The 25,626-nt window shown below is 41.4% G+C and carries 21 protein-coding genes; 6 read left to right on the top strand and 15 right to left on the bottom strand.

All coding sequences use genetic code 11. From position 1 onward, the window contains the following. The 4 genes from R2S08_RS24715 to R2S08_RS24730 form a co-directional block, all read right to left on the bottom strand. A partial coding sequence (locus tag R2S08_RS24715) for a hypothetical protein (protein WP_316837634.1) occupies positions 1–566 on the bottom strand: 566 nt, incomplete at its 3' end. A 2-nt stretch (positions 567–568) separates the two neighbouring features. Continuing rightward, positions 569–1,591, bottom strand: coding sequence for a UDP-glucose 4-epimerase GalE (galE, locus tag R2S08_RS24720; RefSeq protein ID WP_316837635.1), 1,023 nt, complete (start codon positions 1,589–1,591; stop codon positions 569–571). Between the two features lie 14 nt (positions 1,592–1,605). Continuing rightward, positions 1,606–2,595 (bottom strand): UDP-glucuronic acid decarboxylase family protein, encoded by a 990-nt coding sequence (locus tag R2S08_RS24725; RefSeq protein ID WP_316837636.1) that lies wholly within the window; start codon positions 2,593–2,595, stop codon positions 1,606–1,608. Beyond that, the gene (locus tag R2S08_RS24730; protein ID WP_316837637.1) at positions 2,595–3,905 is read right to left on the bottom strand and encodes a UDP-glucose/GDP-mannose dehydrogenase family protein; all 1,311 of its coding nucleotides are present in this window, start codon (positions 3,903–3,905) and stop codon (positions 2,595–2,597) included. Before R2S08_RS24730 ends, R2S08_RS24725 begins: the two co-directional genes overlap by 1 nt. Positions 3,906–4,050: 145 nt before the next feature. Between R2S08_RS24730 and R2S08_RS24735 the strand changes: the two genes are divergently transcribed. After that, positions 4,051–5,268, top strand: coding sequence for a 3-deoxy-D-manno-octulosonic acid transferase (locus R2S08_RS24735; protein WP_316837638.1), 1,218 nt, complete (start codon positions 4,051–4,053; stop codon positions 5,266–5,268). Here the strand turns inward: R2S08_RS24735 and hemH are convergent. From hemH to R2S08_RS24755, 4 genes are all read right to left on the bottom strand, one after another. Continuing rightward, positions 5,265–6,278, bottom strand: coding sequence for a ferrochelatase (gene hemH, locus R2S08_RS24740; protein WP_316837639.1), 1,014 nt, complete (start codon positions 6,276–6,278; stop codon positions 5,265–5,267). The two genes, R2S08_RS24735 and hemH, sit on opposite strands and share 4 nt — an antisense overlap. Before the next feature lie 71 nt (positions 6,279–6,349). Next, positions 6,350–7,198: a 4-hydroxy-3-methylbut-2-enyl diphosphate reductase gene (locus R2S08_RS24745; protein ID WP_316837640.1), complete on the bottom strand. Its 849-nt coding sequence runs from the start codon at positions 7,196–7,198 to the stop codon at positions 6,350–6,352. A 44-nt stretch (positions 7,199–7,242) separates the two neighbouring features. Continuing rightward, positions 7,243–7,869 (bottom strand): 1-acyl-sn-glycerol-3-phosphate acyltransferase, encoded by a 627-nt coding sequence (locus tag R2S08_RS24750; protein ID WP_316837641.1) that lies wholly within the window; start codon positions 7,867–7,869, stop codon positions 7,243–7,245. 38 nt (positions 7,870–7,907) lie between these two features. Further along, the gene (locus tag R2S08_RS24755) at positions 7,908–8,417 is read right to left on the bottom strand and encodes a phosphoribosyltransferase family protein (RefSeq protein WP_316837642.1); all 510 of its coding nucleotides are present in this window, start codon (positions 8,415–8,417) and stop codon (positions 7,908–7,910) included. A 125-nt stretch (positions 8,418–8,542) separates the two neighbouring features. On the opposite strand from R2S08_RS24755, the gene R2S08_RS24760 reads away from it, so the two are divergent. After that, positions 8,543–9,256, top strand: coding sequence for a head GIN domain-containing protein (locus R2S08_RS24760; RefSeq protein WP_316837643.1), 714 nt, complete (start codon positions 8,543–8,545; stop codon positions 9,254–9,256). A gap of 59 nt (positions 9,257–9,315) precedes the next feature. On the opposite strand, the gene R2S08_RS24765 is transcribed toward R2S08_RS24760, so the two are convergent. From R2S08_RS24765 to kbl, 7 genes are all read right to left on the bottom strand, one after another. Continuing rightward, positions 9,316–9,723: a hypothetical protein gene (locus R2S08_RS24765; RefSeq protein ID WP_316837644.1), complete on the bottom strand. Its 408-nt coding sequence runs from the start codon at positions 9,721–9,723 to the stop codon at positions 9,316–9,318. A gap of 5 nt (positions 9,724–9,728) precedes the next feature. Next, a complete protein-coding gene (gene rlmD, locus R2S08_RS24770) occupies positions 9,729–11,144 on the bottom strand; it encodes a 23S rRNA (uracil(1939)-C(5))-methyltransferase RlmD (RefSeq protein ID WP_316837645.1) in 1,416 nt (471 codons plus the stop codon). 112 nt (positions 11,145–11,256) lie between these two features. Beyond that, on the bottom strand, positions 11,257–11,367 hold the full coding sequence (locus tag R2S08_RS24775; RefSeq protein ID WP_108555555.1) for a phenylalanyl-tRNA synthetase subunit alpha: 111 nt from the start codon (positions 11,365–11,367) through the stop codon (positions 11,257–11,259). Positions 11,368–12,361: 994 nt separating this feature from the next. Next, positions 12,362–12,937 carry a TetR/AcrR family transcriptional regulator gene (locus R2S08_RS24780; RefSeq protein WP_133782477.1) on the bottom strand — a complete coding sequence of 192 codons (576 nt, stop codon included), beginning with the start codon at positions 12,935–12,937 and terminating at the stop codon, positions 12,362–12,364. Then, positions 12,937–13,350, bottom strand: a complete 414-nt coding sequence (locus tag R2S08_RS24785; protein WP_133782475.1) for a hypothetical protein — start codon at positions 13,348–13,350, stop codon at positions 12,937–12,939. The genes R2S08_RS24780 and R2S08_RS24785 overlap by 1 nt, the downstream gene beginning before the upstream one ends. Next, positions 13,350–14,387 (bottom strand): phenylalanine--tRNA ligase subunit alpha, encoded by a 1,038-nt coding sequence (pheS, locus tag R2S08_RS24790; RefSeq protein ID WP_316837646.1) that lies wholly within the window; start codon positions 14,385–14,387, stop codon positions 13,350–13,352. Before pheS ends, R2S08_RS24785 begins: the two co-directional genes overlap by 1 nt. Before the next feature lie 122 nt (positions 14,388–14,509). After that, a complete protein-coding gene (gene kbl / locus R2S08_RS24795) occupies positions 14,510–15,697 on the bottom strand; it encodes a glycine C-acetyltransferase (protein WP_133782471.1) in 1,188 nt (395 codons plus the stop codon). A 106-nt stretch (positions 15,698–15,803) separates the two neighbouring features. On the opposite strand from kbl, the gene R2S08_RS24800 reads away from it, so the two are divergent. The 4 genes from R2S08_RS24800 to R2S08_RS24815 all read left to right on the top strand — a co-directional run bounded on the left by R2S08_RS24800 (position 15,804) and on the right by R2S08_RS24815 (position 25,619). Beyond that, positions 15,804–18,254, top strand: a complete 2,451-nt coding sequence (locus R2S08_RS24800) for a DUF5686 and carboxypeptidase regulatory-like domain-containing protein (protein ID WP_316837647.1) — start codon at positions 15,804–15,806, stop codon at positions 18,252–18,254. Positions 18,255–18,475: 221 nt separating this feature from the next. Further along, positions 18,476–19,411 carry a rhodanese-related sulfurtransferase gene (locus tag R2S08_RS24805; protein ID WP_316837648.1) on the top strand — a complete coding sequence of 312 codons (936 nt, stop codon included), beginning with the start codon at positions 18,476–18,478 and terminating at the stop codon, positions 19,409–19,411. Continuing rightward, positions 19,408–22,299 (top strand): triple tyrosine motif-containing protein, encoded by a 2,892-nt coding sequence (locus R2S08_RS24810; RefSeq protein ID WP_316837649.1) that lies wholly within the window; start codon positions 19,408–19,410, stop codon positions 22,297–22,299. Before R2S08_RS24805 ends, R2S08_RS24810 begins: the two co-directional genes overlap by 4 nt. Before the next feature lie 254 nt (positions 22,300–22,553). Further along, the gene (locus R2S08_RS24815; RefSeq protein ID WP_316837650.1) at positions 22,554–25,619 is read left to right on the top strand and encodes a TonB-dependent receptor; all 3,066 of its coding nucleotides are present in this window, start codon (positions 22,554–22,556) and stop codon (positions 25,617–25,619) included. Positions 25,620–25,626: the final 7 nt, after the last annotated feature.

The raw sequence follows: 25,626 nt of genomic DNA on the forward strand, positions 1-25,626 counted from the left end.
TAGAATTCTTTTGGCAACTTCAACTCCTGCGCAGCAGCAGCCATTTTGCCGGTGTATATTTTATTGAGTACGTCATTAAGACCATCTTTCAGGTCAAACTGCAAATCTTCATGCAGTTTAGTGTATTTGTTAACAGCTGATAAAGTTGTCCTTACAAAATAAGTAATCAGTTTTTCCTGGAATTTATACAAGGAAGAAAACACCGACTCCTTACACAACACCGGTATACAGTTCAACAGGTAAATCCGGAGTTCTACTTCAGAACTGATATCCTTAGTCACCTTAAAGTGGTGGTTAATCCTTCCATTCAGTTTCCTAAAGGTAGTCAGCACATCTTTGGAAGAAAGCTTCGGATCCTGTGTAAATATAACTCCGGCCTCATCAATCTCTGCCTTCAGCTGTTCCGATCTCTGTTCCAGATCCGATTCATCTTCCAGCAATTTAAAATGCAAATGCTCCGTTAAAACTTTATCCTTCGCAATTAAACGGAGCAAAAGCTTGTCCTTTTCCTTTTCAGGAAGTTCAACAATAGCTGTTTTCAGCACTTTATGCTCCTTTAATAACATCCTTAAAAAGGGTTATCCTTTAAATATTTTTCCCAGTTCCAGGCCGACTTCATCATTTCATCGATGTCCAGCTCGGCTTTCCATCCTAAATCCCTTGCTGATTTTTCTACATTTCCCCATACCTGCTCAATATCTCCTTCTCTTCTGGCACCAATAGTATAGTTCAGTTTTTCTCCTGTAGACTTTTCAAAAGCATGGATGATCTCCAGGACAGAAGAGCCCTTACCTGTTCCCAGGTTAAACACCTCATAATTGGAACTTGCTTTTTCACTTTCCAACCTTTGAATCGCAGCCACATGAGCTTTGGCCAGATCAACTACATGAATATAATCACGGATAGCACTGCCGTCCGGAGTACTGTAATCGTCTCCGTATACGGTAATCGGACCACGTTTTCCAATAGCGCTTTGGGTAATAAACGGAACAAGGTTTTGAGGCACCCCAATTGGCAATTCACCAATCAATGCAGTATGATGCGCACCTACAGGGTTAAAATACCGTAGCGAAGTGATCTTTAATGAAGGTGTTACGGCACAGGTTTCCTGCAGGATCTCTTCTGCAATCTGTTTGGTATTTCCGTATGGAGATTCCGCCTTTTTCACCGGTGCATCTTCAGTGACCGGCAATACATCAGGCTGTCCGTAAACGGTACAGGAAGATGAAAATACCAGGTTAACCTTTTGGTTGAAGGCGGTGATCAAATTGATCAGGGAATAAAAATTATTTCTGTAATATTTTAAAGGCTGCTGAACCGATTCACCCACGGCTTTAAATGCTGCAAAATGAATAACACCGCTGATATCTGCGTGTTTTTTGACAAACTCATTCACTTTTGCCTCATCACAAAGATCCAGTTCATGAAACTCAGGTTTCTTTCCTGTGATCTTTTCCAGCTGTGTTAAGATTTTTGGATTGGAATTGGAGAAATCGTCTACAATGACCACATCGTATCCTGCATTATGCAATTCAACAACAGTGTGTGATCCAATAAATCCGGTTCCCCCGGTTACTAAAATTTTAGCCATTTTTATACTTCTTTTTATCGGTTATAGGTTGTAAAATCTTTATGGTCTTTATTAAATAAGGCCTCTTTAGGCAGCGACTTAAAATACTCGTAGGTAATCTTTAATCCTTCTGCCCTATTTACCTTTGGCTCCCAGCCCAGGATCTCTATGGCCTTGGTAATATCCGGACGGCGCTGTTTAGGGTCGTCTACCGGAAGATCCCTTAAAACCAGTTTCTGACTGGTTCCCGTTAACTTAATAATCTCTTCTCCAAATTGTTTAATCGTGATCTCATCCGGGTTACCGATATTCACCGGCAAGGCATAATCACTCATCAGTAAACGGTAAATTCCTTCGATCAAATCGTCAACATAGCAGAATGACCGGGTTTGAGAACCATCGCCAAAAACAGTTAAGTCTTCTCCGCGTAAAGCCTGTCCGATAAAAGCCGGCAATACCCGTCCGTCATTTAGCCGCATTCTGGGACCATACGTATTGAAGATCCTTACAATACGGGTTTCTACACCATGAAAGGTATGGTAAGCCATAGTCATAGCTTCCTGGAACCTTTTAGCCTCGTCATATACACCTCTTGGGCCTACAGGATTCACATTACCCCAATATTCTTCAGGCTGAGGATTAACACTTGGATCACCATACACCTCAGAAGTAGAAGCAATGATCATCCTGGCACCTTTATTTCTTGCCAGACCCAGTAAATTATGTGTACCCAACGACCCTACTTTTAAAGTCTGGATAGGGATTTTCAAATAATCTATCGGGCTGGCCGGAGAGGCAAAATGCAGGATATAATCCAGTTTACCCGGTACATGAACGAATTTGGAAACATCATGGTGGTAAAACTCAAAGTTCTCCAGTTTAAAAAGATGTTCAATATTCTGAAGGTCTCCGGTAATCAGATTGTCCATCCCGATTACATGGTAACCTTCTTTGATGAACCGGTCACAAAGGTGTGATCCCAGAAAACCGGCCGCACCGGTAATTAAAACTCTTTTGCGTTCCATTAGTCTACAAGCTTACGTCCAATACTGTTATAATAATAACCCAGATCTATCATTTTCTGAAGGTCATATAGATTCCTGCCATCAAAGATCACTTTATTGGTTAAGGAAGATTCCATTCTTTCAAAATCAGGGTTTCTGAACACAGACCATTCTGTTGCAATCAGTAAAGCATCGGCACCGCTCAGCGCGTCATACTGATCTTTGGCAAATTTAATCTTGTCGCCAAGAATACCCTGTACATTTTTCATCCCTTCCGGATCAAAAGCAGTTACTGTAGCGCCGTTTTTAACCAGATGATCAATGATGTATAATGCTGGAGCTTCACGGATATCATCTGTTTCAGGTTTGAAGGCTAATCCCCAAAGCGCAAAATGCTTCCCTTTCAGATCTCCTTTGTAATATTTCAACACTTTATCTACAAGAACAATTTTCTGCTTCTCATTCACATCCATTACCGCTTTCAGGATCTGAAAATCATAGGCATGCTCATCTGCAGATTTGGCCAGGGCCTGTACATCTTTAGGAAAACAGCTTCCTCCGTAACCAATACCAGGAAACAAAAATCTTTTACCAATCCGGTCATCAGAACCGATCCCTTTACGTACGGCATCTACATCTGCGCCAACAATCTCGCAAAGGTTAGCAATCTCATTCATAAAGGTAATCTTGGTAGCCAAAAAGGAATTCGCAGCATATTTTGTTAGTTCAGAAGAACGCTCGTCCATAAACAATACCGGGTTTCCCTGACGTACATATGGTCCATACAATTCCGCCATTAGTTTTTTTGCCTTTTCACTTCCCGTACCGATCACTACACGGTCTGGTTTCATGAAATCCTCAACAGCCACTCCTTCACGTAAAAACTCCGGGTTGGAAACCACATCGATCTCTACATCTGTATGTGCTGTAAAAACAGCCTGCACTTTATCTGCTGTACCTACGGGTACCGTAGATTTATTAACAATGACCTTATATTCAGTCACCAGTTTTGAAATATCCTTTGCTGCACCTAAAATGTAGGAAAGATCAGCTGCTCCGTCACCTCCGGGAGGCGTAGGGAGCGCCATAAAAATGATCTGTGCTTCCTGAACAGCTATAGCCAGATCGGTGGTAAAAGTTAACCTTTGCTGGGCGATATTTCTATGAAACAACACATCCAGGCCAGGTTCATAGATTGGAATAATGCCATGCTGCATCTTCTTTACTTTAGCTTCATCAATGTCAACACAAATAACATTGTTACCTGTTTCTGCAAGACATGTTCCGGTTACTAAACCGACATATCCTGTTCCAATTACGGCAATTTTCATATAATGCTGGGGTGTTTAAAATATGTGGAGAAATCAGGATCAGACGTACTTAACAGTAGTATTCCGGAAGCTTGGTTTCTCATATATTACTCTATTTTTAATTTTTAAAAGTATCTTCGGCTAAGATAACAAATAAACACTCAAAATGCTTTGGCTTTATAATTTTGGTATTTTTCTCTATAACCTTGTTGTTAAATCAATTGCCCCTTACAATTCTAAGGCCAAATTATTTATTCAAGGCAGAAAGCATCTATTTTCTATTTTAGAGGAAAAAATAACAAAAGGACAAAAACACGTCTGGTTTCATTTTGCTTCTCTTGGCGAATTCGAACAAGGCCGCCCAGTTCTGGAGAAGATCAAAATACTTTATCCACATAAAAAGATCATCATTACCTTCTTTTCCCCTTCGGGGTATGAAGTGCGTAAAAATTATGCCCTGGCCGAAGGCATCTTTTATCTTCCGCTAGACACCGCCTCCAACGCCAGAAAATTTATAGAAATTGTGAACCCGGAGATCGCCATTTTCACCAAATATGAATTCTGGCATCATTATTTTAAAGTATTAAAAGAAAAGAATATCCCGCTCTTCCTGATATCCGGAATTTTCAGGTCCAATCAAATGTTCTTTAAATGGTATGGAGGTTTCTACCGCAACATGCTCAGCTGTATAACCTGGTTCTTTGTCCAAAATGAAGAAAGCGTAAACCTGCTTCAGCAAATCGGCTTACAAAATGTAGAATTGAGCGGAGACACCCGTTTTGACCGGGTTTATGAAAATGCGGAAGCTGTTAAATCCTTGCCCCTCATCGAGGAATTTATTTCCCGTGCCCCCGTCTTTCTGGCTGGCAGCACCTGGCCTGCCGATGAAAACCTGCTGACTCAGCTTACGCTGAAACACCCTGGATGGAAGTTCATACTGGCACCACATGAGATAGGAGCTGACCATATCCGGCAAATAGAAAAACAATTTCCTTCAGCTGTCCGGTATTCTACCTTACAGAGCTCATCAGCAGACAAACAAGTACTGATTATAGACAATATTGGCCTTTTATCCTCCCTTTATCAATATGGTACTGTCGCTTATATTGGCGGTGGCTTTGGGGCTGGGATACACAATACACTGGAAGCTGCCGCTTTTGGTTTACCGGTTATCTTTGGTCCCAGATATGAGAAATTTCAGGAAGCCAAAGACCTGGTCCTAAGAAAAGCAGCCATCAGCATCCATAACGAACAGGAACTGGAAAATGCATTCGAACATTTCTCCAGCCAGCCAGCCTTCGGGCAAATGGCCAAAGATTACGTGAAAGAGAGAAAAGGCGCTACCGAAGGCATCCTGAAAAAAATCAGCAAATACCTGAATTAGTTTTTGGCCAGTTCTACCAGAGCTTTTATAAATTTGGGATGATCGTTCAGGCTTTCTACCAACTGAACATGTTCTCCGCCGAGTGCCTTAAACTCTTCATGATACTCCACTGTAATTTCATACAAAGTTTCCAGGCAGTCCGCAACAAAAGCAGGGCTAAAAACCAGCAGACGTTTCTTACCTTCAGCAGCCAGTTTCTTTAACACATCAGTAGTGTAAGGCTGTACCCATGGTTCTTTCCCTAAGCGGGACTGAAAACAAACCGTATAGTTTTCTCTGGCTATATTTAGTTTTTGAGCGATTAACCTTGCGGTATCGTGCCCTTGTGCAGAATAGCAGTATTTATTGGTATCGTTCAATGTCTCACAGCAATTGTCCTTTTTCAAACAATAACTTCCAGTATGGTCACATTTCAACAGCTGCCGCTCCGGAAGTCCGTGAAAGCTGAACAAAACATGATCATAAGTTTCCGGCTGATATTTCTTCGCATTTTCAGCAAAAGCCTCCAGCACGAGTTCATTGTTATGAAAGGAACTGACAAAAGATACCGGGGGCACGGTAGGCCATTTACTCAGGATTTCCATCACACTTTGTATCACAGATCCGGTACTGGCCGATGCATATTGCGGAAACATCGGGATGACCCGGATGTCTTCCACCAGATTGGCCTTCATTTTTTCAAGTGCTGTGGCAATAGAAGGGTTCTGGTAACGCATAGCCAGTTCCACTTGATAATCTGGTCCAAGCTGGTCCTGCAACAGGGCTGCCTGGATCTTACTGAAATACAGTAAAGGAGATCCATTCTCGTCCCAGATTTCTTTATAGAGTTTGGATGTTTTTGGGCTTCGGAAAGGAACAATAACCCCTTTAACCAAAAGTGTTCTATTGAAAGCAGGAATATCAATCACCCGTTCATCCATTAGAAACTGATCAAGATATTTACGAACATCTTTAACTTCCGGACTATCAGGAGTCCCTAAATTCACTAATAATATACCCTTTTTTCCCATAAATTGCCCAAAAATAACGAATCAACGCGTTATAATGCTTAATCTGTTTTCTGAAAACCAATAATTACTTTTTAATGATGAAGAAGAAATGCTTTCACCTGTTCCATCAGCCACATTGGTGTAGAGGTTGCACCGCAAATCCCCACCCTGTCATTCGGATTAAACCAGGAGAAATCTATTTCCTCTACATTGGAGATAAAGTAAGCGTTGTCATTGTATTTTTTGCAAACATCGTACAATACCTTACCATTGGATGATTTCTTTCCCGAAACAAAGATGATCTTATCAAAATTAACCACAAACTTCTCCAAATCACCGTAACGATTGGATACTTGCCTGCAAATGGTATCATTGGCTTTTACCTCATACCCTCTGCTCAGCAACTGGTCTTTGATATGATAAAATTTATCTGTGCTTTTGGTGGTCTGGCTATACAGGGTAAATGACGATGGTAAGTCCACATTGTCGAGCTCTGACAGGTCTTGAAACACAATTGCCTGTCCATCCGTTTGCCCTTGTAAACCGATGACCTCTGCGTGGCCATGCTTTCCGAAAATAAGAATAGGCTCGCCTTCATCATGAGAGTTCTTGATCCGGTTTTGTAATTTTAAAACCACCGGGCAGGACGCATCGATCAGGATCAGTTCATTTTTCAGGGCCAGTTCATAGGTGGAAGGCGCCTCGCCATGTGCACGAACCAACACTTTCTCGTTTCTAAGCGATTTGAGTTGTTCGTGGTCAATGATCCGCAAGCCCTTATCGGTTAATCTCCTGACCTCTTCATCGTTATGAACAATATCTCCAAGGCAATACAGATAATCTTCATGGTCTAGTATATCCTCTGCCATTTCAATAGCATAGACTACACCGAAACAGAATCCAGAATCTTTATCTATAGTAACCGTTAAATTATAGGACATATTTTCTCTTTCTTTCTGCAAAAATACGTAAAAACCAGGAGCCTTTATAGTGCAATTTTTGACTGCTGTTTCAGCGCATGGTCATAATGCTTATTATATTCGCTTTTAAGCAATTGCAGACTCACGTATTCTTCGGCTTCCCATTCTTTAAGGTAAGTTCTCATCTGAGGCTTACGCTGGTTAAAGTAGTCACACAAAGTTGCTGAAAAAACGACTTGAAATTTCTTTTTGGAAGCATTGAGTACCTGCATAATCCCTTTTTCAAAAGTGACGCTGCCCACATGCCCGGAATGCAGTTTGCCTTGTGGAAACAACAGGACCAGGTTCAAAGGATCATCCAGCAATCGTCCGGCATAAAGCAGCGTCTCCACCACATCCTTACCTTTTTGTTCCGGGGCAAAGCCACCAAAATACTTTAAGAACCATTGCTTTTTATAATCCTCGCCTGTTACCAGTACATGAAACTGCTTCTTAAATACCTTCTTATTTAGATACACCATAACAAAACCATCCCACCAGCTAAAATGATTAGACAGCAAAAGAATAGCTTCATCTTCTTTTACATTAAGGTCTGTGGTGTAACTGTAAGAAGAGAAATCCCTTTTAAAGAGATAATCGATATACCAGGAAAAGACCTGCTGAACAATTGAATTCTTACGCGGCTGGTGCATCCTCTAAAGTGCAAAAAAACAGCCAGAAAAACAAATGCCTAACTCAGGTACACACAGTCTTCCTGTCCGTCTACATCCAGAACCACATCTACATGCTCCTTGAGTACTGTAGCCATTTGTAAACCCACAAAATCGGTGGCAATCGGAAAAATCTTATGGCTTCTGTCTACCAATACAACGGTACGGATCTTTTTATGGGGAGTGTTTAAAAACACACCCAATCCGTAAGCAAGGGTTTTACCGCTATTCAGCACATCATCCACCAGTATGATTACCTTGTTTTTCCACTTGGTTTCATCCAGATCTGTGCTGGCCACCAGTTTACTGTTGTTCTTTTCCAGATCAATCCTAAGGATAAGGACCTTCAGATCGGAAATCTTCAACAGAACGTCCTTAAGCCTCAAAGCCAGCTTATAGCCTCTGTCCCATATACCAGCCAGTACAATCTCCTTTTCATTAAGATTGTCTTCCAGGATCTGGTAGGCGATCCGGTTGATCTTTTGCTGTATTTGTATTTTATCCAGAACTACTAATTGAGAATCGGCCATTTGTTCATTGTTTGTCCTACAAAAAGAACTATTTTAACGATCATAATCAAATATTTAAAAAATATTTTCTAAAGTTTGCAACGTTTCAATACTTTGTGCGTCTAAATTAAGTAAAACCTAATCGCATGAGAACCTTATACCCTATTAAATCAATGTTCGCCCTGGCGCTGGTCTATTGCTTAAGCACGCTGACCCTTTACGCACAACCGAGTAAAAATTTTTCTGTAAATAATTTCAGTGAAATCACTGTGGCCAGTGGTATCGACCTTTATCTGACACAGAACGGTGCTGAAGCCGTTAAAGTTATTGCACACGAAGATTTACTGAAAAATGTAATCGTTGAGAAAAACGGCAATGCCCTGACCATCCGGTATAAAGACAATTCGGGATGGGGCAGGTTTTTTAAAGGGCAAAGTATCAAGGCCTATGTAAACTTTAAAACATTAACTGCCCTCACTGCAAGCGGAGGCAGCGACGTTTTTAGTCAGGTGCCTATAAAAACAGACCGTCTGAACGTAAGGGCTTCGGGTGGTTCTGATCTTAAACTAGACCTGACCGCGAGGGATTTCCAGCTGCAGGCCAGTGGTGGTTCTGATGTAAGCCTCAAAGGCAGTGCAACCAATATGGAAATTCAATCGAGCGGAGGAAGCGATATTAAAGCTTATGAATTTAAAGTAGAGAATGCGAAGGTAAGTTCCAGTGGCGGATCAGATGCCAATGTATATGTGACACGTGCACTTGAAGCGAGTGCCAGCGGAGGCAGTGATATCCATTATAAAGGAGATGCCGCTCTAAAAAATAACTCCTCTAAAAGCGGAGATGTAACGAAAGTAAATTAAGTTTAGTTTTTAGTTTGTAATCCCTGCCCTGGAATCCCCTCCCTGGCAGGGATTTTTTTTTAGTGCCTCTTTTTATAAGGATAGTAAATGAAATTTGCCCCTTCCGGTACAATCACAAATACACACATATAATCTTCTGGCTTTTTATAGCTCTTCAAAAACAGTTCTTTTCTGTCCGGCTGAATAATTCCTTTTTGAACAAATTCTTCCAGTGTAGAGGCCTGAATGGTCCAGTTGGTATTCAACTCTTCCCTGTTCAGGATCAACTCTCCTATACTTACAGTATGCTGATGGGCAATAAAGATCGGGCGGGCTGAAATTCCTTCTACCATAATTTCTACAGCCACTTCTTTAATGGAGTCTGCATAAAATTCCAGGTCTTTCTCCAGACTCACCAGCGGGCTTTGTTTCTTTTCACTTTTCCCGTCACCTGCAGGCTGTTGCGGCATTAACTCTTCTACATCCATTTCAATTATTTTTGGAGTTTTAACAAAACTACGTTTTCCACATGTTGAGTATGCGGAAACATATCTACTGGTTTGATGCGAACAACCTCATATTTCTCTTTCAATAAGGCAAGGTCTCTGGCTTGTGTCGCCGCATTACAGCTCACATATACAATCTTTTCCGCTTCCATCTCCAATAGGCGTTCTACCACATCAGTATGCATACCTGCCCTTGGCGGATCTGTGATCACCACATCCGGCTTGCCATGTTCCGTTACAAATTCAGCAGTCAGGATGTCTTTCATATCACCAGCATAAAAAATGGTATTGTCTATACCGTTCAATGCAGAGTTAAACTTCGCATCCTCAATCGCCGTGGGTACATATTCTACCCCAACGACCTGTTTTACCTGACGGGCCACAAAATTGGCTATGGTTCCTGCCCCGGTATATAAATCGTACACCAGTTCATTCCCGGTAAAACCTGCAAATTCCCTGGTGATTTTATACAGCTCATGGGCCTGATCAGAATTGGTCTGATAGAAAGATTTAACCCCGATCTTAAATTTAAGACCGTCCATTTCCTCAAAGATATGGTCCCTGCCAGCGTACACGATAACATCCTGATCAAAAATGGTGTCATTTTTCTTCTGATTAACGATATAAAGCAAAGAAGTGATTTCTTTGAAATTGACTTTCAGGTATTCCATCAACCCGTTAATCTGATCCTGCTCTGCATAAGCAAAAATCACGGCAACCATCACTTCTCCAGTGGAGGAGGTTCTGATGATCAGGTTCCGTAAATTCCCTTCATGGTTGCGAAGATCATAAAAAGTCAGGCCATTTTTAATGGCATAACTCCTCACTTCATTTCTTAGTGTATTGGAAGGTTCGGCCTGCAGATAACAATGCTGAACGTCAAGGATCTTATCGAAACGTCCGGGTACGTGAAAACCAAGCGCATTCAGTTCCAGATCTTCCCGGTCTGTCATGTCTTCTTTTTCCAGCCAGCGTTTGTTCGAAAAAGTATACTCAAGTTTATTTCTGTAGTATTTATTCTCTGCTGATCCCAGAATGGGTTCCATAGCAGTGGTATCTACTTTCGCCAGGCGCTGTAAAGCGGCTTCTACATTTTTGTGCTTAAACTTTAGCTGGGCATCGTATTGCATGTGCTGCCATTTACAACCACCACAGGTTCCAAAGTGCTGACAGAAAGGGTCTGTCCTGTACTCAGAAGCGGTGTGCAGTTCTTCAATTACAGCTTCTGCAAAGTTCTTCTTTTTCTTGGTCAGACGTACATCAACAACGTCACCAGGCACTGCTTTATCTACAAAAACGACAAGCTCATCGGCTTTTCCTACGCCTTTACCTTCTTCAGCGATATCAATAATATGCAAATTAGGAAGGATAGTAACCGTCCCTGATTTTCTCTTTCTACTCATTATCCGGCAAATTTACAGGTTTCGTTTGAATTATATACGGTTTTTTTTGGCGCAGAAGTCTTCTCCAGACATTTTAAATGCCTGCAAAGAGAAGAAAGCCGGATGTTACTTCTTACTTGCCAAATACTTTAAGGATTATTCCAAGAATACCTTCCACCAGGTCAAAGCTTACATCAAACTTTTCATCTACCAGTATCGAAATTTCTAAAACTTCTTTGCTCATTGTAAATGATTGTTATATGCCAAATGTAGGTGTTTATAGACCAAAAACCAAATCAGTTTTGTGGGGGATTAAGGTTGTCGTAAAAAATAAATGTACTCTTCGGAGACTACGCTTTCTGCGCGCCGCTGCGCGGCCTGCTGCGAAAGCTGAGGTCTCCTCAGAGTAACATTGATTTTTTCTGGGCGCTTAATTGGGGGGATATCCAGGCAGGATGCAGAAAATAGAAAGCATTAAAAGAATTAGAGTGCAGGGAGATTATTGATTTTTCTAAACGCTTAACAGGGAGGATATCCGGGCAGGGCGCAGAAAATAGAAAGCATTAAAAGAATTAGAATGCGGGGAAATTATTGATTTCTCTAAACGCTTAACAGGGAGGATATCCGGGCAGGGTGCAAAAATAGAAGGTACTGAAAAGAATTAGAATGCGGGGAAATTATTGATTTCTCTAAACGCTTAACAGGGAGGATATCCGGGCAGGGCGCAGAAAATAGAAAGCGCTGAAAAGATTTAGAGTGCGGGGAAATTATTGATTTTTTCTAAACGCTTAACTGGGAAGAAATCCAGACAGGGTGCAAAAATAGAAGGTGCTGAATTATAAAATGCTGAATGGAATTAAAACGTCATTGATTTTCTAAGTGCTTAACTAGATGAGAGATCCCACAAGGTGCAAAAATAGAAAGCATTAAAAGAATTAGAATGCGGCGAAATTATTGATTTTTCTCGGTATCTAATGGGAAAGATATCCATGCAGGAAGCGAAAACTAAACCGATATCTCAAATAATTATCAATCAGCAATCTGTTCAAAAAAACAGAACAAACAACATCCATAAACCCTTACACGCCATACCTGGATGCGCCATCTAGTTAAGCGCTCAGGAAAAATCAATGTTACTCAGAGGAGACCTCAGCTTTCGCAGCAGGCCGCGCAGCGGCGCGTAGAAAGCGTAGTCTCCGAAGAGTACATTTATTTTTCAACAACAAGCTTAACCCTCCTTACAACGCAGCTTTGACAAGAAACGGCAACAGTTCCTTTTGAAAACTCACAAAATTCTTCCTGACATCAGAATCGCTCACAGAAGTAAAAGCGAAAGAAAAAACGATGCTCTTACTCGCCTTAAGCAAGAAAGCCAATCCCTCCTTACGCGAAGGATTATTTTTAAAATGATCCAGCTCCAGATAAGCCGCGAGTAACAACGACTCCAGCTGATCCGAAAGATGCTTCAAAAACTCCTGAGAATTGGCATTCTCACGAACAAAATCCCATCCGATAAACTCATTACAAACCGTAAAAGTAAGCCTGCAAGTCTTCATCACCAAAGCCTTGAGGTGCTCCTCTTCATCGGCAAACTGGGCTTTATTCTTCAGGATCTCCCGTAAGTTCAAATCCAGATAATCCATCAAAATAGCATCCAGCACATGCTCTTTACTATCAAAATACTTATAAATCGTTGCTTTAGCAATACGCGCTTTCTTGGCAATCTCATTTACACTGGTCTTATGATAACCGTATTTCCTGAACAACTCCTTAGCTGCTCTCAGTATACTCTCTTTTATTTTTTCCGGTTCCATTAGTTAGATATATGTAAAAGCTGTCCGCCCTGAAGGGAAACATTATAAGATTTTAAATTTCGAACAGCGGGGGCTTTTGAAGGACTTCCGTCAAGCAGGGAGAACTTAGCTCCCGTACAAGGATCTGTAGCACTCAATCCTCCATCGTCCGGATTCACCTTACACATGGCCTCCGGATTCACAGAACTGCAACGGTCGTAAGCCATATAAGCACTGTTAAATGGATTATAAACAACCAGTATACCTGCCACACCAACCCCCTGAACGGTTAGAACATTATTCACAGCCTTGATTTTAAACTCTTGTATGGTTACATTATAATTCACCGCCACATTGGCAATATAATTACTTTCCTTTCCACACCTGGTAAAAAGGCCGAGCATTAAAAATAGAACTGTGATCTTTTTTATCATTAAATCAAGGTTGTTTTATATTGTTTAAGGAAACGCACATCGTTCTCAGAGAACAAACGCAGGTCCTTAATCTCAAATTTCAGATTGGTGATCCTTTCAATACCCATTCCGAAAGCAAAGCCACTATATTTTTTGGCATCTATACCACAGTTTTCCAAAACATTCGGATCTACCATACCACAGCCAAGAATCTCTACCCAGCCACTGTACTTGCAAAACTGACAACCAGCGCCTTTACAAATGGTACAGGAAATATCCATTTCCGCAGAAGGCTCTGTAAATGGAAAATAAGACGGACGGAAACGCACCTTAGTACCTTCGCCATACATTTCCTGGACAAAATAAAACAAGGTTTGCTTCAGGTCTGCAAAAGAAACATTTTCATCTACATAAAGACCTTCTACCTGATGAAAGAAACAATGAGCCCTTGCGGAAATTGCTTCATTACGGTATACCCTTCCTGGCATAATAGCCCTGAATGGCGGTTGACCAGACTCCATCATACGCACCTGCACAGAAGAAGTATGCGTACGCAACGCGATATCCCCTTTTTCTCCACCCTTCTTGATAAAGAAAGTATCCTGCATATCTCTTGCCGGGTGTTCTTCCGGGAAATTTAATGCAGAGAAATTGTGCCAGTCGTCTTCAATTTCAGGTCCTTCAGCTACGATAAAGCCAAGTTTATTAAAGATTTCTACAATTTCTTTTCTCACTAAAGCCAGGGGATGACGCGCTCCGATTTCAAAACCCTCACCAGGCAGCGTCAGGTCTAATCCTTCTTCTTTTCCTGCAGAGGTTTCTGTACTTTGCTCTTTTAAAGCCAGGTACTTGGATTCTGCCAATTGCTTAAATACATTCAATACCTTCCCCAGCGTTCTCTTTTCCTCTGGTGAAACGGCTTTAAATTCATCAAAAATATCCTTAATAATACCTTTAGTACCCAGAAATTTAATTCTGAATTGCTCCAGCTCTGCGGCTTTAGCGGTAGAAAAAGCATTAATTTCTTCAGTGTATTGTGTTATCTTATCTTGTAACATGGGGCAAATATACAGCTATTTCGGTAATAATTTTCATAGAGCAGGGTTCAAAAACAAGGTCAAAGCCCGTGTCATTAATGAAAATGAACCCGGGCTTTGAAAATTTCAGGGGAGGGAAGATCTTAAATAACCCCCAGTGCTTTCCCTACCTTTGTAAATGCGGCAATAGCCTTATCTAAATGGTGCTTCTCATGGCCAGCAGAGAGTTGTACCCTAATCCTTGCTTTACCCTGAGGCACAACCGGATAATAAAAACCGATCACATAAATTCCTTCTTCCAGCATTTTAGCGGCAAATTCCTGTGCAAGCTTTGCATCGTACAGCATCACCGGTACAATCGGGTGAACACCTTCCTTAATATCAAAACCTGCTTCTGTCATTTTTTGACGGAAATATTGCGTATTGCTTTCCAGCTTATCTCTTAATTCTGTGGTTTCGCTCAGCATATCCAGTACCGCCACAGATGCACCAGCAATGGCCGGAGCTAAAGTATTGGAAAACAAATATGGACGGGAACGCTGACGAAGCATCTCAATAATTTCTTTTTTTCCGGAAGTAAATCCGCCTGAAGCGCCTCCCAAAGCTTTACCCAGTGTACCTGTAATAATATCCACACGATCCATGACATTGAAATGCTCATGTGTACCTCTGCCTGTTTTTCCTATAAAACCAGTACAGTGCGACTCGTCAATCATCACCAACGCACCGTATTTATCGGCCAGGTCACAGATTTTATCCAAAGGTGCCACTACCCCATCCATAGAAAAAGCACCGTCTGTAACAATGATGCGATGTCTGGCATCCTTTGCGGCAATCAATTGTGCTTCCAGATCTTCCATGTCTGCATTTTTATAACGGAAGCGCTTGGCTTTACACAAACGCACCCCATCAATAATGGAAGCATGGTTCAGTTCATCAGAGATAATGGCATCCTGATCATTAAAAAGAGGTTCAAAAACACCACCATTGGCGTCAAAAGCTGCAGCATACAGGATCGTATCTTCTGTACCAAGGAACTGGGACAGTTTCGCTTCCAGTTCTTTGTGTACATCCTGTGTACCGCAAATAAACCGAACTGAAGACATCCCGTAACCATACTGATCAATTGCTTTTTTGGCAGCTTCCAGTACTGCAGGATGAGAAGATAGACCCAGGTAGTTGTTCGCACAGAAATTAACAACATCCTGTCCTGTACTTACCTTAATATCAGCACCCTGTGGAGTAACGATAATTCTTTCACGTTTATATAATCCGTCTTTTTCTATTTGTTCAAGTTCCTGTTTCAGAACGGGCTGTAGTGTTTTGTACATTTTATAATGAATTGATGCAACCAAAGTTAGGAAAATATCATCTTCCAGTGGTAATCTAAATTATTCTGCCCCGGCAAATCAATGATATTTATATCTTAGGGTTTTTATGAACAGAATCTGCCTTGTCCTTCTTTTATCTCTAGCCCAAATCCTTGTGTCGCACGCGCAACAATTCAAACTCAGCGGCCATATTAAAGATCCAAACGGTGAAGCGGTATCTTTTGCCTCTGTATACCTGAAAAATACCACCAGGGGTACTTCTGCCAATATCGACGGCCAATACAGTTTAAATCTGGAAAAAGGCAGTTACACCGTAGTGTACAAAGCGATTGGCTTTAAAAGCATAGAAAAAGAGCTCAAGATAGACACCAATATCACACAGAATGTGACCCTCAGCCCGGAATCCTATACCTTGCGGAACGTCACCATTAGTGCTTCAGCGGAGGACCCCGCCTACCAGATCATTCGAAATGCGATAAAGAACAGGAAACATCATTTAACCGAAGTTAAAGAATTCAGTTGCAGTGTCTACATTAAGGGCCTTCAAAAATTGATGGCTGCTCCGAAACGCTTTTTCGGAAGAGATATTCAAAAGACCCTGGAACTGGATACCAACCGGAGAGGTATCCTTTATCAATCTGAATCACAATCCAATTATCACTATAAAAGAACAAATCATATCCGGGAGGAGATGATTGCATCGAAAGTTGCCGGACGCAACAATGCCTTTAGTTTTAATAAAGCGTCGGATCTGGAAATCAATTTTTACAATAATTTCCTTCTTGAAAATGTACTCAGCTCCAGGGGTTTCGTATCCCCGATTGCCGACATGGCCTTATTCTACTACCGGTATAAATTATTAGGTACATCCGTAGAAAATGGAGAAAGCGTTCATAAGATAGAGGTTATTCCGCGTCGGCAGCATGATCCTGTCTTCAGGGGGATCATTTATATTGCCGATGACAGCTGGCGGATCATGGGAACGGAATTGTACCTCACTAAAAATACCGGCATCAACCTGATTGACACGCTGAACATTACCCAGCAATTTATGAAGGTGGAACAGCACTATATGCCTTTCAATATCAATTTCACCTTTAACGGCAATGTTATGGGTTTTAAATTTGAAGGCTATTACCTCGGGGTCTACAACAATTATAACCTCCATCCGGATTTTCCTAAGAACTATTTCAGCGGCGAAATCCTGAAAGTGACAAAAATGGTCAATAAAAAAGATTCTGCTTATTGGAACACCAATCGGCCAATCCCCTTAACCCGGGAAGAAAGGTTGAATTATTTCAAAAAGGACAGCATTGAAAAGAGAAAGGAGTCTAAATATTACCTCGACTCACTGGAGCGGATCAATAATAATTTTACGGCCAGCAAATTCCTGTTCACCGGCTATACCATCAATAACCGTTATGATCAGCAATATTTAAGACTGGATCCTATTCTCCGGGGTTTATTTTACAATACAGTTGAAGGTTTTGGACTTCGTTATGGTGTTACCTATACCAAGCGTTTCGAATACAACCGCTATTACAGCATCCGCCCCGAATTAAGGTATGGACTGGCCAATCATACCTTAACAGGTAACCTGACTGTGAATTATTTATATGATCCTTTAAAGAAGGCTGATGTGGAATTTTCTGCCGGATCGGGAATTTATGACCTGAACCGGTATAAAACCATGAGTACTTTATCCAACTCCTTAAATGGTTTGCTTTTCGAAAAGAACTTTTCAAAGTTCTATGAGAAGAATTTTCTGGAAGCAAGTACCTCCCGTGAACTGGCCACAGGGCTGCAGGCACATGTTTCTGTAGAATTTGCCAAAAACCAGACCCTGGTTAACCATACAGATTTCACCTTTTTTAACAGGAAAGGTCGGGAGTTCACTTCAAACAACCCCTTCACACCAGACTCAGAAACACCTCTTTTTCCGGATTATAAAGCCTTGACTGTAGATGCCACCCTAACTTATACCATAGGACAGAAATACATCAGCCGCCCGGATGGCAAATTCTATACGGCCTCTGTTTACCCGCAGATCCAGATGAATTACAGAAAGGGAATAAAAAACTTTTTTGGCAGTACTGCAGATTATGATTTGCTGGCTTTTGAAGTTTATCAGGACAGAATTGGTACGGGTTTATGGGGTTATTTTTCCTTTGTTGCGGGAGCTGGCAAATTCCTGAACAATAAAACGGTGTATTATCCGGACAGCAAACATTTCCGGGGAAACAATTCTTTAACCGCACTTCCGGACCTGAGAAGGTTCTCTTTCCTGGATTTCTATGAATACAATACAGATAAGCATTATATTGAGGCGCACCTGGAACATAATTTTGCGGGTTTGATCACCAATAAGATTCCCTTGATCCGTAAACTGAAGCTCGAAGAGGTACTTGGTGCCAATTATCTGACTCAGCCTTTGAAGAAAAACTATAAGGAGTTTTATTTTGGTTTGCAGAGATTGATTTTCAGAGCGACCTATGGCTTTGCATACGACGGGGACAAGAGGGTGATGCAGGGATTCAGGATTTCCTACGGATTTTAACCCCGGTTTTCTTTGTGAAAAATCAATGTTACTCTTCGAGGACCTCAGGGCGCCTTGCCACAAGAGCGAAGCGGGGCAAGGAGTCCAGTCCTCGAAGAGTAACATTGATTTTTCATAAAAAGCTCACCTACTTTACCTCTCTTCACAATTGTTTGTTAAACAAATTTCGTATTTTTGCAGAAAACTACATTAAACGCCGTATGCAACGGTATCAATGACTTATGACAAAATTTCAAACACTACTTTACTATTGCTATAGTACAATAGCAGATGCGGAGCAATTTGCTGCTGATCACCTTACTTTTTGCAAATCACTTGGTCTTGTGGGCCGGATCATTGTGGCGGACGAAGGATTAAACGGTACCGTTTCTGGTACAGCTGAAGCCTGCGAAGCCTATATGGCCGCCATTAAAGAAGATGAACGCTTTGCAAAAACCGACTTCAAAATTGACACGGTAGAAGAACCTTCCTTCATCAAAATGCATTGCCGATATAAATCGGAAATTGTACATTCCGGCCTTCGCGACCCCAATATCATTGATCCCAACAGACAGACAGGTAAACACCTGGAGCCTGCAGAATTTCAAAAAATGATTGATCAGGAAGACGTCGTGATTCTCGATGTACGTTCCAACTATGAACACAATCTGGGCAGATTTAAGAACGCAGTAACCCTGGATATAGAGAACTTTCGCGATTTCCCAGACAAGATCAATGAGCTGGCTCAGTATAAAGACAAAAAAGTACTGACCTATTGCACCGGAGGAATCAAATGCGAAAAAGCATCAGCTTTACTCCTGCACCACGGCTTTAGTGATGTTTATCAGCTTCACGGAGGGATTATTAAATATGGAAAAGAAGCCGGAGGAGAAGACTTTGAAGGCAAATGCTATGTTTTTGACAACCGCATTGCTGTAGATGTGAACTCTGTAAACCCAACCATAGTGTCAAAATGCTACAACTGTGGAAAGGTAACACCAAAAATGATCAATTGTGCCAATCCGGAATGCAATGAGCACATCACCCAATGCGATGATTGCGGAACAGAGCTGCAGGGTTGCTGCTCAGCGGCCTGCATGACCAATCCACGCAGGCGCCCATATGACGGCACTGGCTATTATGTAAAAGTTCCGCAGCCCGTTAACAAGGTTTCATGATTAAAGGAACCCTGAAATTTCTTTTATACGGCCTGCTCACCTTATTCAGCCTTCGGGTTGCTGCAGGAGATATTAAAAGTGTCGGGGTCCCTTATATTCAAAACTATCCAAAGTCTGTTTATCTCTCCGGTAATCAAAACTGGTCTGTCGCAAAAGATAAGAACGGTGTAATGTACTTTGGAAACGCCCAGGGCCTGCTGAGCTTTGACGGCAAATACTGGCAGCAGTACAAAATGCCCAACCGGCAAATTGTAAGGTCTGTAGTCGCAGATACCAATGGCAGGATTTACACAGGCAGTTTTGGTGAGTTCGGTTACTGGAGAATTGAAAACAAGCACCTGAAGTATACTTCGCTTATCCCGCTTATTCCCAAAAAAAATAAGATCACAGATGAAATCTGGAAGATTTACATTGATGGAAAAAGGATTATATTTCAGTCTTTTACCAGCATCTATATTTATGAGGACAATAAGATCAGCGTTATTAAAGGCCCTGCTTTCTTCCTGTTCCTATATAAAGTAGACAAGCGTTTCATCATCGAAGCACTCGGCAAGGGGCTGTACGAACTGAAGGGCAATCAACTGGTTCCATTAAAAAATGACGGACCGCCACTCCCGCAAAGCATACTCTCCATCCTCCCTTATAAAAATGGAAATTTGCTGATCGGCACCAGTAAAAATGGACTCTTCCTCTATGATGGCCAGCGGTATACACCTTTCAGCACGCCTGCTAATGCATTTTTGCAAACCTATCAGCTCAATAACGGAGTAAAAGTGTTGGGTAAGTATTATGCCTATGGTACCATTCTGAATGGATTAATCATTATTGATGAAGATGGCCGTATTATACAGCAAATCAACAAATCAAGTGGCTTACAGAACAACACTGTATTAAGTATATATGCAGACGACGAGCAAAACCTCTGGACTGGTCTGGACAATGGTATTGACCGGATTGAACTGAACTCACCGCTTTATTTCTATTTTGATAAGAGCGGATTGTTTGGAACGGTGTACTCCAGCCTGATCTACAAGAACAATATCTATCTGGGGACCAATCAGGGCTTATTTTACAGCCCCTGGACCGGAGACAAAGGCCAGTCCTTTAATATGTTTAACTTTAAGCTCATTCCAGGCTCCCAGGGGCAGGTTTGGGACCTCAGCCAGATTGATGGACAATTACTTTGTGGCCATAATGATGGTACATTTAATGTAACCGGCGGCTCTATTGAAAAGATATCCAACATCAGCGGGGGCTGGACCATAAAGAAATTAAATGACGACTACCTGATACAGGGGGCTTACAACGGGCTGGTGCTCTATAAGAAAGATCCATCGGGGCAATGGAAATACTTCTATAAGATTGAGAACTTTGGTGAACCTTCCAGATATGTGGAAAGGGACTCCAAAGGGGACATATGGGTGAGTCATGCTTACAAAGGCCTGTATAAACTCACGCTTAGCCCCGACTTCAAAAGAGTAGTCACTACAAAATATTATGATGAGCGGAACGGCTTGCCCAGCAGTTACAACATCAACCTTTTTACGCTGGAAAACAAATTGCTGTATTCTTCAGATGAGGGTTTTCTCACTTTTGATGAGATCAGCAACCGCTTCAGCAAATACGAGACCTTAAATAAAGCCTTAGGCTCTTTTTCTACATCGAATAAGATCATTAGCGCAGACAATAAGAAATACTGGTTTATCAATCATGGCAAAATGGCCCTGATCAATTTTGGCCAGCCAGGTAAAATTGAGATCGATTCTAACCGTTTCAGTGTTCTTGACGGAAGAATGGTGCAGTATTATGAAAACATCAGCAAGATCAGCAACCAGATCTATCTGATCAGCGTAGACGACGGATTTGTGATCTACAATGCCCAGGATACACAAGACCGGAAAAAGACCATTTTACCTGCAGTACTCATCAGAAAAGTAGACGACATTACCGACACCTATTCAACCATCAGCGAAGTGGGCAACAGTGAGTCGGAAATCGAAATTCCATTTAGCAGGAACAATATCCGGATTTCCTACACCCTCCCCTATTACAGACAAGCGAAGATTAAATTCCAGTATTACCTGGAAGGCTATTCCAAAATCTGGTCAGACTGGAGCACAGCCTCCCAAAAAGACTTCACCAACCTTGGACGGGGAACCTATAAATTCCTGGTAAGAGCCAAGATCAATGATCAAACCGTTACGGAGGTCACCTCTTTCGAATTTACTATTCAGCCCCCATTCTATGCCAGCAACTGGGCTCTTCTGCTTTATGTGATCCTGATCGTAGTTGTGCTCCTGCTGGGTAAAAAGCTATATGAAAAGAAACTGCTTAAAGACCAGTTATCCATCACGGCTAAACTCCAGGCGGAAAAAGAAGCCTTCTTAAAAAAGGAAGCAGAAACCACAGAAAAACAGATCATCAAACTTCAGACGGAAAAACTACATGCTGAACTGGCGGGTAAAAACAGGGAACTGGCCAATTCGGCAATGAGCCTGGTCTATAAGAATGAGCTCTTGCAAAAGATCAGTGAAGAAATGCTGAAGCTGAAAGATGAAAACGGCAAGAAGCTTTCAGAAGATCAGTTGAGAAAAATACAGAAAGTGATTGATGAAGGTATGAATGATGAACGCGATTGGAACCTGTTTGAAAGCAGTTTCAATGAGGCGCATGAAAGCTTCTTCAAAAAATTAAAAGCCAACCATCCGGACCTGGTTCCAAATGACCTGAAACTTTGCGCTTACCTGCACATGAACATGAGCAGTAAAGAGATGGCTTCTTTATTAAACATCTCGCTCCGGGGTGTGGAAATCAGAAGGTACAGATTGAGAAAAAAGCTCAATGTACCTCATGATAAAAACCTTGTAGAGTTCCTCATGGAGCTGTAAGCACTACTACATTACCTCTCATAACTCAAAAATATCCATCCGGATAAAAATTTTCAAAAGCCCTGCTGATGTAGTACTTAAATTTGGGTTTCATCCATAAAAACAGTGTTTTTGTACTAAAAACAACGATTGCACATCCGTTTGAGATAGTGCCAGATTCGCCGTTGATGTATTAATGTTGAGGTACACAAGCTTGTAATAGCAAATTAACTAATCGAGATTTAACAAACAATTAAACAAAACATAATACGAGCATGAAAAGAATCTTTACAAAATTTTCTGTTTTAACTTTTCTTTGTTTGCTTTTTATCAATGCCGCCTTTGCACAGAATATTACTGTGAAAGGTGTGGTTACTGATGGTTCGGACAAATTAACGATCCCTTCCGTAAGTGTAATGGTAAAAGGTACAACAACCGGAGCACAGACAGACGCTGCCGGCCGCTATAGCATTAGCGCACCGGCCAACAGTACGCTGGTGTTTACCTACATCGGCTACGTTACTCAAGAGGTTGCCGTTGCCGGTCAAACCACCATCAACGTTACCCTGGCTTCTGCTTCACAGCAACTGGATCAGGTTGTGGTTGTGGGATACGGAACTCAACGTAAAATTGATGTAACAGGAGCTGTGGCAAGCTTAAAAGGAGACGAAATCTCTAAACAAGCTTCCACTAACCCCGTAGCTGCATTACAAGGTAAAATTGCCGGTGTATCCATTACCAATTCAGGAACACCTGGTACTACACCGCAAATTCGGATCAGAGGTCTGGGTACCATTTTTGGTAATCAGGCACCTTTGTATGTTGTAGATGGTGTTTGGTACAGCGATATTAACTTTTTAAATCCTGGTGACATTGAAAATATGAGTGTTTTAAAAGATGCTTCTGCTCAGTCCATCTATGGTATCCGTGCTGCAAATGGTGTTGTTTTGATTACCACTAAAAAAGGTAAGCTCGGCGCCCCAACTACAGTAAACTATGATGCTTATGCAGGTTTTCAAAAAGTAACCAATCAGGTTAAAATGGCTAATGCAACCGAATATGCTACATTTACCAATGAATTGGCTAGTTTAAATGGCGGAGATCCTGTATTTGCAAACACGTCAAATTTAGGTGCAGGAACCAACTGGTACAATCAGATCCTTCGTGATGCTTTTGTAACCAATCACAATGTATCAGTTAGTGGCGGTTCTGAAAAATCAACTTATAACATTTCATTGGGTTATCTGGATCAGGATGGTATTGTAAAAACCAATAACTACAAGAGATATACAGCGAGGGTTTCAAATGATATTCAGATTTTCAAAAATCTAAAAGTTGGTTATAATATTACCGGTGTTTCAGGTAAGTCGAATGATGTTCCTTTAACCATCTATCACCAATTGTACTCAGCAGCACCAACTGTCTCTGTATTTAATGCAGATGGAAGTTATGGAGATCCAAACGACCAGCACTTGGGTGATGGAGCAAATTTCAATCCCCAGGCAACGATTGACTTCTTCAATCAGCAAACTAAACAATACAGTGTAACTGGTAATATGTTTGCTGAATTAAAGTTTGCAAAACACTTTACTTTCAAAACTAGTTTTGGTGGTGAATTTGGTCAAATGGAGGTTAGAAAATACAGTCCTAAATATTATGCGACCTATGCACAGAAAAGTGACGGAAGCGTGCTTGATCTAAAACGTGTGGAAACCAGGAACTGGATCGTAGAAAACACATTGACCTATCAGAACACGTTCAATGAAGACCATAACCTGACCGTATTATTAGGACAATCTGCTCAAAGCAATAAGGCCTATACATTAAACGGCTCTGCTCAAAATGTTCCATTTAACAGTGAGGCAGATTTATATCTGACATTAGGTGATCCGACAGGAAGAAATGTTAATGACAGTGGCTCACTCATTAAATTTGCATCCTATTTTGCAAGAGCCAATTACTCTTTCAAAAACAAATACATGCTGAATGCTTCTATACGTGCTGATGGTGCCTCACAGTTTTTCGGAAGTCAAACCTGGGGTTATTTTCCTTCAGTAGGTGCAGGATGGGTGATTACCAACGAAGATTTCATGAAAGATCAGACCTTATTCAGTTCACTGAAATTAAGAGGAAGCTGGGGTAAAATTGGTAATGCAAGCGTTCCGATCAATCCAACACAGCGCCTTGTTTCACAAACGGGCGACCTTGCCGCTAACCTTGGTGGAATTATCGTCCCTGGTGCAAGTGTAAACACATTTGTTCCACCGGCTATTGTTTGGGAAAAAGGAATTGGTACAGATATAGGTTTAGAGGCTGCATTCCTAAGAAACAGACTAACAGTTGAAGCTGATTTTTATAACAGAAAAACTTCGGCAGCAATATTTGGTATTCCATTACCTGGTGACTTAGGTGGCAAGGACAACCAAATTATTGGTAATCAGGCCGACATACAAAACAGAGGTGTAGAGTTATCTGCAGCATGGAGTGATGTAACTGGCGGCGGACTTACCTATTCAATAGGTGGTAACATTGGTTATAATGCAAATAAGGTACTATCTGTACTTTCTGGTTTAACTCCGATATATAGCGGAAGCACTGGTATAACAAATGGTTCATTAGCAACCAGGACAATTGCGGGCGACCCAATTGGAATGTTCTATGGTTATAAAACCGCTGGCATTTTTCAAAATGCCGCAGATGTAGCAAATTCCCCAACACAAGCGAGTGCAGCTCCAGGCGGGTTCAAATATCAGGATCTAAATGGTGATGGCAGAATTACTTCTGCAGATAGAACTGTAATTGGGAATCCCAATCCTAAATATACTTATGGGGTCAATACCAGTTTTGCTTATAAAAACTTCGACTTGGCTTTAGATTTCCAAGGAGTTGCAGGCGTAGACATTTATAACGCGAATCTTGCCTATCGTTATGGAAATGAGAACATCACTAAAGATTTCTTTGACCATAGATGGCACGGTGAGGGTACTTCTAATACCTATCCTTCTGCTAATATTGGTGCATCAGCCAACTCTGCTCCAAACAACTTCTATGTATCCAGCGGATCATATTTCAGAGTTAGAAATGCACAGTTAGGCTACACCTTACCGTCAAGCATCCTAAGCAAATGGAAGATCAAAAAAATCAGATTCTATGCTAATGCACAGAATGCGATTAATATTTTCGGATACAAAGGTTTCAGCCCTGAAGTTGGCCCAATACCGACTGACAACGCAGAAAAGATTCAAACAACTTTGAAAAACACAACTTTAAATGGTGGCTTAGATGCTGATGTATATCCTTTGTTTGCTACTTACAACTTCGGTATTAACCTTACTTTTTAATCTGCAA

It is taken from the genome of Pedobacter nutrimenti (genome assembly GCF_032678445.1).
Taxonomy (GTDB): domain Bacteria; phylum Bacteroidota; class Bacteroidia; order Sphingobacteriales; family Sphingobacteriaceae; genus Pedobacter; species Pedobacter nutrimenti_A.